Source organism: Tabrizicola sp. (genome assembly GCF_041911175.1).
In the GTDB taxonomy this organism is placed as follows: domain Bacteria; phylum Pseudomonadota; class Alphaproteobacteria; order Rhodobacterales; family Rhodobacteraceae; genus Tabrizicola.
On record NZ_JAYRPN010000088.1, the window covers coordinates 1 to 9,730 of the forward strand.

The following is a 9,730-nucleotide window of genomic DNA, read 5'->3' on the forward strand; positions in this document are numbered from 1 at the left end:
AGCAAAGATGAAAGAGCAACGCGAAGGGTGCCGGTCGTTCATGGAGGCCGCGCTGGTGGAGGCGCGGGCGGCGGCTTTGCGGGGCGCGGTGCCGGTGGGGGCGGTGGTCGTGTCGGGCGGGCGGGTGCTGGCCCGGGCGGGGAACCGGACGCGGGAGCTTCAGGACCCGACGGCTCATGCCGAGATGCTGGCGATCCGCGAGGCCTGCCGGGTGCTGGGGTCGGAGCGGCTGGTGGGCTGCGATCTCTATGTGACGCTGGAACCCTGCCCGATGTGTGCGGCGGCGATCTCGGCGGCCAGGATTGGGCGGCTGTATTACGGGGCGGCGGACCCGAAATCGGGCGGGGTCGCGGTCGGGGCGCGGGTGTTCTCGCATCCGCAGTGCCACCATGTTCCCGAGGTCTATGACGGGATCGGGGCGGGGGAGGCGGAGGGCTTGTTGAAAGGGTTCTTCGCGGGCAGGCGGGGATGAGTGTCCACGGTGGACAGATTTTTGGATCCCATGTTTTCAATGGGTTGGTCGCGGACGTTAGGGATTTGGCAAGAATTGCCGATGGTGCGGCCCCCTCACCCCGACCCTCTCTCTCCGGGGCAGCGGTTGTGCCCCTTGGGAGGTGCCGGTTGCGGGTTGAAGGACCGGGAGCCTCCGGCGGGGATATTTGGGCAAAGATGAAAGGTGGGGGCACCGGGCCCGGGCGAACAGGCCTGACGGCGGGTAAATGCCCGCCGTCAAGCCGTTGATCTGAAAGGGGCCGCGATGCCGCCCAGCGTGGACAGGCGCTAGATGCGGATCGGGTCCAGCACTTCGGGCTCGATCACCTCGATCCCTGGCGGCAGGCCTGCTTTCAGCACGCTCGCATCCTGCGCCAAAAGGCCGAAGGTCCGGTAGTGGCAGGGGATCACCCAGCGGAAATTGAACCATTTCCGCGCGGCCCAGGCGGCACGCTCCATGTCCATCGTATAATGCCCGCCGCAGGACAGGATGCCGATGTCGGGCTGGTGGTATTCGGCCATCCAGGCCATGTCGGCCATGATGTCGGTATCGCCCGAGAGGTAGATCGTGTGGCCTTCCCCCGCGATCATGAAGCCTGCGGCGTCCCCGGCAGGCAGCAGCCCCTTACCGGTGAAGTCAATCGAGGCCGAATGGACGGCATGGACCATCGTCACCTTCGCGCCGTTCAGGGTGAGGGTCCCGCCCTTGCCGAAGCCGACCGTCTCGGCCAGTTGGTTGGCCTCCATCCATTCGGACAGTTCATGGATGCAATGCACCTTGATGCCAAGCTTTTTCGCCAGCCGCGCGGCGTCGGAGGCGTGGTCGCCGTGGGCGTGGGTGAGGAGGATGTGGGTCGCGCCCGCGACCGCCTCGTCCTCACGCCCCACTGGGAACATCGGGTTGCCGGTCAGCCAGGGGTCGACCAGGAGTACGGCCTCTTCGATTTCGATGCGGAAGCCGGAATGGCCGAGCCAGGTGATCTGCATGGGTCTCTCCTTCTTGGGCAGCAAGGGGTCAGGCTAGGGCGTAACTTGTATCCATGACAATCATTCCGTCGGGGGATGCGCGGGAATGACCCGATGGGCCTGTGGCGCGACCGGCACAGGGGGGCGGGAAAATCCGGGCCGGGGAAAAGAATCCGTGCGTGGCGGGCTGACCTTGGGTAAGGAGGCGGTCTTGCAACCGCGTAAGCCAGGGGAGGGGCGGACATATGACTGCATACATCCGCCAAGATGTTCCCGCTGGACTGGCCACCGGAGCAACCGCCACTTCGTGCTGGCGATATCGCCGCGCGTAAGGCGTGCCGGACCTGAGCGCCAGAGCGCGCGGGATTCGTTTCTTCCAGACCGCTGAACGCTGACCGCCGGGCAGGTTGCCCGCATCCGGTCGGCCCCAATCCCCAGAGCAGAGGACCGGCTGGCCGTGTGCTACCGGATTTGATCATGACCCATACGACCCTTCCCCGCCCGATCGCGCTGCGCGTGACGCTGGACGAGATCATCGACAGCCACGGGCTTTTCGCCGTTGTCAGGACGCTTGCGCTCCGCCCTTTCCGGCGCAAGCCCGTTCTGCCGCTGCTGGGGCTGAACGCCCATCTCAGGCGCGACATCGGCCTGGAGCCGGACTGGGACGACGGCCTGCCCCGGGACCCGCTGCTGTAGGGCCTGCCCCCGCTTCACCCGCTTGCGGGGCGGGGCGGGGGCGGCTAAACGGGGCCAAATCCAATGGAGAGCCCGATGGCGATTGACATCGACACCGCCCGCAAGGTGGCAAAGCTGGCCCGTATCCGGGTCGAGGAAGCCGATCTGCCGAAGCTGGCCGGTCAGCTTTCCGGCATCCTTGGCTTCATGGAAGAGCTGAACGAGGTCGACGTGACCGGGGTGGAACCGATGACGAGCGTCACGCCGATGCGGCTGAAGCGGCGCGCGGATGTGGTGACGGATGGCAATATCCAGGCGCAGGTGTTGAAGAACGCGCCGGATGCGCGCGAGGGGTTCTTTGCGGTGCCGAAGGTGGTGGAATGAGCGCGAACAGCTGGACGATTGCGGCGGCGCGGGAAAGCTTGCGCAAGGGTGAGATTTCGGCGGTCGACCTGACCATGTCCTGCCTGACGGCGATTGATGCGGGCGACGGGTTGAACGCCTTTGTCCACAAGACGCCGGAGCTTGCGCTGGAGCAGGCGCGGGCGGCGGATGCTCGGCTGGCTGCCGGGGATGCCCCGGCGATGTGCGGGATTCCGCTGGGGATCAAGGATCTCTTTTGCACCAAAGGCGTGCCATCGCAGGCGGCGTCGAACATTCTGCGCGGGTTCAAGCCCGAGTATGAGTCCACCGTCACGTCGAAGCTGTTCGGCGCGGGCGCGGTGATGCTGGGCAAGCTGAACATGGACGAGTTCGCGATGGGCTCGTCGAACGAGACCTCGTGCTATGGCAATGTGGTCAGCCCGTGGCGGCGCAAGGGGTCGAACGTTCCACTGACGCCGGGGGGCTCTTCCGGCGGGTCGGCGAGCGCGGTGGCGGCGGACCTGTGCCTGGCGGCGACGGGGACGGATACCGGGGGCTCGATCCGGCAACCGGCGGCGTTCACCGGGATCGTCGGGATCAAGCCGACCTATGGGCGGGTCAGCCGCTGGGGGATCGTGGCCTTTGCGTCCTCGCTGGATCAGGCGGGGCCGATGACGAAGTCGGTGCGCGATGCGGCGATCATGTTGCAGGCGATGGCGGGGCATGATCCGAAGGATTCGACCAGCGCGGATATTCCGGTGCCGGATTTCGAGGCGGCGTTGACCGGGGATGTCCGGGGCAAGGTGATCGGCATCCCGAAGGAATACCGGATGGACGGGATGCCGGGCGAGATCGAGGCGCTCTGGGCGCGCGGGATCGAGATGATGAAGGATGCCGGGGCGGAGGTGCGCGACATTTCCCTGCCGCATACCAAATATGCGCTGCCGGCCTATTATGTGATCGCGCCTGCGGAGGCGTCGTCGAACCTCGCCCGCTATGACGGGGTGCGCTATGGGCATCGGGCGAAGCTGGGGCAGGGCGACGGCATCACCGAGATGTACGAGAAGACCCGGGCCGAGGGCTTCGGGGCGGAGGTGCAGCGCCGGGTGATGGTGGGGACCTATGTGCTGTCGGCGGGGTTCTACGACGCCTATTACAACCGGGCGCGGAAGGTGCGGGCGCTGATCAAGCGCGACTTCGAGATGGTGTTCGCGGACGGGGTGGATGCGATCCTGACGCCCGCCACGCCTTCGGCGGCGTTTGGCCTGGGCGAGATGGCGGATGCGGACCCGGTGAAGATGTATCTGAACGACGTCTTCACGGTGACGGTGAACCTGGCGGGGCTGCCGGGGGTCTCGGTTCCGGTGGGGCTGGACGCGCAGGGCTTGCCTTTGGGGCTGCAACTGATCGGGCGGCCCTGGGAAGAGGCAGAGTTGCTGAATTACGCACATGTGTTGGAAAGCCGTGCGGGGTTTGTGGCCAAAGCGGAAAAATGGTGGTAAGGGCCGCAAAACGCATCCTTGAGGCAGTGATGAGCCGTACTATCCTTGGTCCCGCCGCGGGCACCCTTTTGTCTGCACTGATGCTGGCGGCCTGCACGCCCACGTCCTCGAGCACGGGGCCGGGCGTCGGATTCCAGGACTACAACAGCTATGTCCGTGGCGCGGCTCCGGCCCCGGCGGGTGCGCCGGTGACCGTGGTGCCGCCGGGCGGCGGGTTCGACCCGGCGGCTGCGGCTGCGGCCATCGACCGTTCGCAAGGGGTGGCGCCGGTGGCTGCGGCGCCGGTCGTTGCGCCGACCCCGACCGCGACCCCCCTGCCGACCGACAGCGCCGAGCGTCCGCGCGGCGGGGCTCCGGCGGGGATCAAGGAAGAATCGGGCGAGGTGGCCAGCCACACCGGGATTTCCGACGAGCAGGACTTCGACGCCGTCTCCTCGCGCGAGACCATCGAGAGCGACAAGGAACGCATCGCGAAGAACCGGGCGGACTATGTCGTGGTCCAGCCGAAGGACCTGCCGCAGCGACCGGGCGATACCGGGCCGAACATCGTGGAATTCGCGCTGGCGACGACCCATGCGCCGGGCGTGCAGATGTACAAGCGGTCGGGGATGAGCCTGCGCAGCGCCGACGCGGCCTGTGCCAAGTATTCCTCGCCCGACCAGGCGCAGCAGGACTTCCTGGCCAAGGGCGGCCCGGACCGCGACCGGATGGGGATCGACCCTGACGGCGACGGGTTCGCCTGTTCCTGGGATCCGCGCCCGTTCCGTACTGCGCTGCAGTGAGCCTGAGCCACCCCTCGCCAAACTTTGGCGAGCGGCGGGGCGGGGCCCGGGTGGAGCTTGTTGTCCTGCACTACACCGCCATGCCGTCCTGCGCCGAGGCGCTGGAGCGGTTGTGCGACCCCTTGGCCGAGGTTTCGGCGCATTACCTGATCGACGGGGATGGCACGGTCCTGTCGCTGGTGGACGAGGCCGCGCGGGCCTGGCATGCGGGGGCGGGGGAGTGGCGCGGCGCGGGCGATGTCAACTCGCGGTCCATCGGGATCGAACTGGCCAATACCGGGCGGGAGCCCTTTGCCGAGCCGCAGATGGCGGCGCTGGAGCGGCTGCTGGCGGGCGTGCTGGAGCGGCACGGGCTGGGGCCGGAATCGGTGATCGCGCATAGTGACATGGCGCCGGAGCGGAAGGGCGACCCGGGGTCGCGCTTCGACTGGCGGCGGTTGGCGGTGCAGGGGCTGGTGGTCTGGCCTGACCTGACGGATGCCCCCCCACCCCAGCCCTCCCCCACGGGGGGGGAGGGAGGCGCTATGGCGGAGATGGCGGGCTTTCTGGCCGACCTGCGCGCCTTCGGATACCCCGAGGCCGCGCCGGAAGCCTTGCTCACCGCCTTCCGCCTGCGGTTCCGGCCCTGGGCTGCGGGTCCGCTGGACGACACCGACCGCGCGCTGGCGGCGGGGGTGCGGCGGTTTGCGGTTGACGCACCGCGCGCCGATGCCTAACTGACCCCCGCGCGGAGGGCTGGATGGCCGCGGTCCCGGAAGGGGTCGAGGAAAGTCCGGACTCCCGTTGGCAAGGGTGCCGGGTAACGCCCGGCGGGGGCAACCCCAGGGAAAGCGCCACAGAGAAGAGACTGCCCCTGTTCGCAGGGGTGATGGTGAAACGGTGGGGCAAGAGCCCACCGCGGGACTGGCAACAGGACCGGCACGGCAAGCCCCACCCGGAGCAATGCCAAATAGGGGCCTCGCGCGGGGCAGGTCCGGGACCTCGGTCCGGGATACCGCCGCAGGGACGCCAACGCCCGAGAGGCCCGGGTTGGCAGCTTGACCGCCGTGGCAACACGGTTGGCAGAGGAATGGTCATCCAGCCCCGGATCACGGTCCGGGGTGGACAGAATCCGGCTTACAGGCTCTCCGCGCAATTTGACTTCCGCCTGCCGTTTCGCGGTTGACTCTGCCGCCCGCGTGGCTAAAAGGCGGGCTTCAAGGATTTGACCGGGGGCCGCTGGATTCCCCGATGCAGAGGAAGTCATCATGGCAAAGCCCGCCACCATCAAGATCCGCCTGAACTCGACCGCGGGCACCGGCCACTTCTATGTGACCAAGAAGAACGCCCGCACGATGACCGAAAAGATGGTCATCAAGAAGTACGACCCCGTCAAGCGGGAGCATGTCGAATACAAGGAAGGCAAGATCAAGTAAGATCGCGCCGATCCGCAGGATCAGGGGCCGTGTCCGAGGGGACGCGGCCCTTTTTCTTTGCCGGGTAAGCCGATGCTGACGGAGCCCTGCCTGCTTGCACTTGACGGTCTTGCCCGGAGCCACGAGGACTGGAGCCAGCAAGAAGGGGCCGGTCATGGAACGCAATCACCGGGAAGACCACTATGTCGCACGGGTTGGCTGGCTGCGGGCGGCGGTGCTGGGGGCGAATGACGGGATCGTCTCGACCGCCTCGCTGATCGTGGGGGTGGCCGCCGCCTCGGGCCGGGGCGAGGTGCTGCTCGCCGGGATGGCAGGCCTTGCAGCGGGGGCCTTGTCGATGGCGGCGGGAGAATATGTCTCGGTCTCGTCGCAATCCGACACCGAAGCCGCGGATGTCGAGCGCGAGAAGGCCGAGATCGCCGCCGACCCCGAGGAGGAGTTGCGCGCACTTGCAGGGATCTACGAGGACCGGGGTGTGCCGCCGGAGCTTGCGCGCCAGGTGGCCGAGGCGCTGCATGCCAGGGACCCGCTGGCCGCCCATGTCCGCGATGAGCTGGGGATCTTCGAGCATACCGAAGCACGGCCGCTGGTGGCAGCGGGGGCCTCGGCGCTGACGTTTGCGGTGGGGGCGGCGCTGCCGCTGGCGACGACGGCGCTGGTGCCCGAGGCGGTGATCAGCCTGTGGGTCACCGGGCTGTCGCTGGTCTTCCTGGCGGTGCTGGGGGCGGTCGGGGCGAAGGCGGGCGGGGCGTCGGTCTGGCGGGGAGTGGTGCGGGTGACCTTCTGGGGTGCGGTGGCGATGGCGGTGACGGCGCTGGTTGGCAAGCTGTTCGGGGCGGTGGTCTGAGGGGGCTTCACAAACGAAAAGGGCCGGTCCTGCGACCGGCCCTTTCGTCATCCTGTCAGGCGATCATTCGCGATTGCCGAAGAATTGCAGCAGGAACATGAACAGGTTGATGAAGTCGAGGTAGAGGTTCAGCGCGCCCATGATGGCGGCCTTGCCGAGCCATTCCTGATCCATCGCCTGCGCATGAGCGATGTAGGTGTTCTTGATGTTCTGCGTGTCGAAGGCGGTCAGGCCCGCGAAGATCAGCACGCCGATCACCGAAATCGCGAAGGCCAGCGCCGAGGAGGCGAGGAAGATATTCACGACCATCGCGACCAGAAGCCCGATCAGGCCCATCATCAGGAAGGTGCCCATCGCGCTCAGGTCGCGCTTGGTGACATAGCCGTACAGCGACAGGCCCGCGAAGGCGATGGCGGTGATCAGGAAGGTGCTGGCGATCGAGACACCGGTGAAGACCTGGAAGATCCAGGCCATCGACAGGCCCATCGCCGCCGCGAAGGCGTAGAAGAAGAGCTGCGCGGCGGAAGCCGACATCCGGTTGATCAGCGCGCCGAAGGCGAAGACCATGCCAAGCGGCAGGAACATCGCGATCCAGCCGAGGATGGTCATCCCGCCGGTGACGGGGTTGCGCAGGAGCGAGAAGAGTTGTTCCGACGAGCCGACACCCCAGGCGACGCCGGCAGTGACGACCATTGCCACGGACATGAGCCCGTAGACCTTGTTCATATGGGCGCGAAGCCCCTCGTCGATCTGAGCGCGGGCACCGACGCCTACGCTGCGGATCGTGTCATATTCAGCCATTGAAGCCTCCGATGTTGTCCCTAAGGGCAACGCCGGGGGAACCGGCGCGACCTCATGCGGGAAATATTGGGAATAGGACCCGTGATTTCAAGCACCTTGGTCGCGCCGGAAGGTGATTTGGGGGGTGAAAGCGCATCGGCGTCAGCCCCGCCAATGTGCCGGCGCGTCCCAGCTGGCCCGGTCGGCCTCTGCCAGCGCCTCGGCCCGGGTGAGGCCGATGTCGCAAAGCAGGTGGTCGTCCAGCAGGCGCAGGCTGTGGCGCGACCGGGCAAGGCCGGAGGCGGCAAGGAGGCGGCTGCGCAGGCGGCCAAGGCCGGACGGGTGGAGGAGGGCGGATTGGAGCGACAGGAGGCGGGTGGGCATGGCGGGTTCCTTCATCTGCATTGGTGATGGGTCGATGCGGTTGCATCAGGATGCTTGAACATTGCGCCAGGCCGATGCATTATGGAAACGAATGATTGTGAACCCTTACATCAGGATTCGTGATATGCCGCGCAACCTCGACCTGTCCGCCCTGCGTTCCTTTGTCACCGTCGCCGATGTGGGTGGGGTCACGCGGGCGGCGGGGTTCCTGAACCTGACGCAGTCGGCGGTTTCGATGCAGATCAAGCGGCTGGAGGAGTCGCTGGGACTGTCGCTGTTCCTGCGCGCGGCGCGGAAACTGGCGCTGTCGCCGGAGGGCGAGCAGCTTCTGTCCTATGGCCGCCGGATGCTGGCGCTGAACGACGAGGCGCTGTCGCTGCTCTCTTCCACCGCCTGCGAGGGGGAAATCCGGCTGGGGGTGCCGCATGACGTGGTCTATCCGGTGATCCCCGGCATCCTGCGGCGGATGGCGCAGGCCTATCCCCGGGTGCGGATCAACCTGGTCTCGTCCTTCACCTTGCTGATGAAGCAGGAGTTCGCGAGAGGCGGTTTCGACGTGATGCTCACGACGGAGGAGGCGCCCGACCCGACGGCGGAAGTGCTGTCGTCGCGCGGGCTGGTCTGGGTGGGTGCGCATGAGGGCAATGCCTGGCAGCGGCGCCCGCTGCGGCTGGGGTTCAAGGATACCTGCATCTTCCGGGGCCGGGCCCAGGCTGCGCTGGAGGCGGCGGGCATTCCGTGGGAAATGGCGACGGGCGGGGAAAGCGAGCAGGCGGTCGAGGCGACGGTGGCGGCGGACCTTGCCGTGTCGGTGCGGATGCTGGGCAGCATTCCCGAGGGCATGGAGCCGATCGCGGGCGAGAACCAGTTGCCGCCCGTGGGCGAGATGAAGCTGGGGCTCTATCGCGCCACCCGGCGCAGCGACGAGGCGGTGGACCATCTGGTCGGCGAGTTGCGCTGCGCCTACGGGTCCTGACCGACGCGGATCACCACCTTGCCGGTGGCCTTGCGGTCGCGCAGAAGGGCCAGCCCCTCGGGAAAAGCCTCGAACGGCAGGATCTGGCTGACATGCGGGCGGATCAGCCCTTCGGCCCGCCAGCGCAGAAGCTGCGCCATGCTGTCGGCCACCAGCTGCGGGGCGTGGGCCTCAAAGCCGCCATACCAGAAGCCCGAGACGGTGAGGTTCTTTACCAAAAGCAGGTTGGCCGGGATCTGCGGCACCTCGCCCGAGGCGAAGCCGATGGCCAGGAGCCGCCCGTCGGGCTTGCAGGCGCGCAAGGCGGCGTCGAAAGCCGGGCCGCCGACCACGTCATAGACCACATCCACCCCGCCCTCGGCGCGCAGTGCCTCTTTCAGGCCGGGTGCCTCGCTGTCGATCAGCACGTCCGCACCGGCCTGCCGCGCCATGCCATCGTTGCGACGAAAGCCGCGACGCAGGCCTTCAGCCACACCGTGAAAATGATCTTCTACGGCGTGCCGCTGATCACGGCAGTGGATACAGGGCTGCCGCCCTGGTGGTTCTTC

13 protein-coding genes and 1 other RNA gene are annotated in these 9,730 nt (G+C 67.4%); 10 read left to right on the top strand and 4 right to left on the bottom strand.

The window, feature by feature from the left end; genetic code table 11:
- Positions 1 to 40 precede the first annotated feature (40 nt).
- On the top strand, positions 41 to 472 hold the full coding sequence (locus ACE3P6_RS12450) for a nucleoside deaminase (RefSeq protein ID WP_374395475.1): 432 nt from the start codon (positions 41 to 43) through the stop codon (positions 470 to 472).
- Between the two features lie 308 nt (positions 473 to 780).
- Here ACE3P6_RS12450 and ACE3P6_RS12455 read toward each other — a convergent pair whose 3' ends face one another.
- Complete coding sequence (locus ACE3P6_RS12455; protein ID WP_374395452.1) at positions 781 to 1,479, bottom strand: metal-dependent hydrolase; 699 nt, start codon at positions 1,477 to 1,479, stop codon at positions 781 to 783.
- Between the two features lie 456 nt (positions 1,480 to 1,935).
- Here ACE3P6_RS12455 and ACE3P6_RS12460 point away from each other — a divergent pair, with 456 nt between their 5' ends.
- From ACE3P6_RS12460 to ACE3P6_RS12495, 8 genes are all read left to right on the top strand, one after another.
- On the top strand, positions 1,936 to 2,154 hold the full coding sequence (locus ACE3P6_RS12460; protein ID WP_374395454.1) for a hypothetical protein: 219 nt from the start codon (positions 1,936 to 1,938) through the stop codon (positions 2,152 to 2,154).
- Between the two features lie 75 nt (positions 2,155 to 2,229).
- A complete protein-coding gene (gatC, locus tag ACE3P6_RS12465) occupies positions 2,230 to 2,517 on the top strand; it encodes an Asp-tRNA(Asn)/Glu-tRNA(Gln) amidotransferase subunit GatC (RefSeq protein ID WP_294974160.1) in 288 nt (95 codons plus the stop codon).
- Positions 2,514 to 3,998 (top strand): Asp-tRNA(Asn)/Glu-tRNA(Gln) amidotransferase subunit GatA, encoded by a 1,485-nt coding sequence (gene gatA / locus ACE3P6_RS12470; protein ID WP_374395456.1) that lies wholly within the window; start codon positions 2,514 to 2,516, stop codon positions 3,996 to 3,998. Before gatC ends, gatA begins: the two co-directional genes overlap by 4 nt.
- Before the next feature lie 29 nt (positions 3,999 to 4,027).
- Entirely contained in the window at positions 4,028 to 4,780 is a 753-nt protein-coding gene (locus ACE3P6_RS12475; protein ID WP_374395458.1) for a hypothetical protein, read from the top strand.
- Positions 4,781 to 4,830: 50 nt separating this feature from the next.
- Complete coding sequence (locus tag ACE3P6_RS12480; RefSeq protein ID WP_374395460.1) at positions 4,831 to 5,496, top strand: N-acetylmuramoyl-L-alanine amidase; 666 nt, start codon at positions 4,831 to 4,833, stop codon at positions 5,494 to 5,496.
- Positions 5,497 to 5,507: 11 nt separating this feature from the next.
- Positions 5,508 to 5,915: RNase P RNA component class A (gene rnpB, locus ACE3P6_RS12485), an RNA gene on the top strand.
- Positions 5,916 to 6,027: 112 nt separating this feature from the next.
- Entirely contained in the window at positions 6,028 to 6,195 is a 168-nt protein-coding gene (rpmG, locus tag ACE3P6_RS12490) for a 50S ribosomal protein L33 (RefSeq protein ID WP_135448918.1), read from the top strand.
- A gap of 154 nt (positions 6,196 to 6,349) precedes the next feature.
- The gene (locus tag ACE3P6_RS12495; RefSeq protein ID WP_374395462.1) at positions 6,350 to 7,042 is read left to right on the top strand and encodes a VIT family protein; all 693 of its coding nucleotides are present in this window, start codon (positions 6,350 to 6,352) and stop codon (positions 7,040 to 7,042) included.
- A gap of 63 nt (positions 7,043 to 7,105) precedes the next feature.
- Here ACE3P6_RS12495 and ACE3P6_RS12500 read toward each other — a convergent pair whose 3' ends face one another.
- On the bottom strand, positions 7,106 to 7,843 hold the full coding sequence (locus ACE3P6_RS12500; protein ID WP_374395465.1) for a Bax inhibitor-1 family protein: 738 nt from the start codon (positions 7,841 to 7,843) through the stop codon (positions 7,106 to 7,108).
- Between the two features lie 141 nt (positions 7,844 to 7,984).
- A complete protein-coding gene (locus tag ACE3P6_RS12505) occupies positions 7,985 to 8,206 on the bottom strand; it encodes a DUF1127 domain-containing protein (RefSeq protein WP_374395468.1) in 222 nt (73 codons plus the stop codon).
- Positions 8,207 to 8,330: 124 nt separating this feature from the next.
- On the opposite strand from ACE3P6_RS12505, the gene ACE3P6_RS12510 reads away from it, so the two are divergent.
- Positions 8,331 to 9,182 (top strand): LysR family transcriptional regulator, encoded by an 852-nt coding sequence (locus tag ACE3P6_RS12510; protein WP_374395470.1) that lies wholly within the window; start codon positions 8,331 to 8,333, stop codon positions 9,180 to 9,182.
- Here the strand turns inward: ACE3P6_RS12510 and ACE3P6_RS12515 are convergent.
- Positions 9,170 to 9,655 (bottom strand): zinc-binding dehydrogenase, encoded by a 486-nt coding sequence (locus ACE3P6_RS12515; RefSeq protein ID WP_374395472.1) that lies wholly within the window; start codon positions 9,653 to 9,655, stop codon positions 9,170 to 9,172. The genes ACE3P6_RS12510 and ACE3P6_RS12515 overlap by 13 nt on opposite strands.
- Between the last annotated feature and the right edge of the window lie 75 nt (positions 9,656 to 9,730).

What these genes read in the sequence shown, in the direction of transcription:
- ACE3P6_RS12510 (WP_374395470.1), top strand. Translation starts at nt 8,331, where the DNA reads ATGCCGCGCAACCTCGACCTGTCCGCCCTGCGTTCCTTTGTCACCGTC.
- rpmG (WP_135448918.1), top strand. Translation starts at nt 6,028, where the DNA reads ATGGCAAAGCCCGCCACCATCAAGATCCGCCTGAACTCGACCGCGGGC.
- ACE3P6_RS12460 (WP_374395454.1), top strand. Translation starts at nt 1,936, where the DNA reads ATGACCCATACGACCCTTCCCCGCCCGATCGCGCTGCGCGTGACGCTG.
- ACE3P6_RS12475 (WP_374395458.1), top strand. Translation starts at nt 4,028, where the DNA reads ATGAGCCGTACTATCCTTGGTCCCGCCGCGGGCACCCTTTTGTCTGCA.
- ACE3P6_RS12450 (WP_374395475.1), top strand. Translation starts at nt 41, where the DNA reads ATGGAGGCCGCGCTGGTGGAGGCGCGGGCGGCGGCTTTGCGGGGCGCG.
- gatC (WP_294974160.1), top strand. Translation starts at nt 2,230, where the DNA reads ATGGCGATTGACATCGACACCGCCCGCAAGGTGGCAAAGCTGGCCCGT.
- ACE3P6_RS12500 (WP_374395465.1), bottom strand. Translation starts at nt 7,843, where the DNA reads ATGGCTGAATATGACACGATCCGCAGCGTAGGCGTCGGTGCCCGCGCT.
- gatA (WP_374395456.1), top strand. Translation starts at nt 2,514, where the DNA reads ATGAGCGCGAACAGCTGGACGATTGCGGCGGCGCGGGAAAGCTTGCGC.
- ACE3P6_RS12455 (WP_374395452.1), bottom strand. Translation starts at nt 1,479, where the DNA reads ATGCAGATCACCTGGCTCGGCCATTCCGGCTTCCGCATCGAAATCGAA.
- ACE3P6_RS12495 (WP_374395462.1), top strand. Translation starts at nt 6,350, where the DNA reads ATGGAACGCAATCACCGGGAAGACCACTATGTCGCACGGGTTGGCTGG.
- ACE3P6_RS12505 (WP_374395468.1), bottom strand. Translation starts at nt 8,206, where the DNA reads ATGCCCACCCGCCTCCTGTCGCTCCAATCCGCCCTCCTCCACCCGTCC.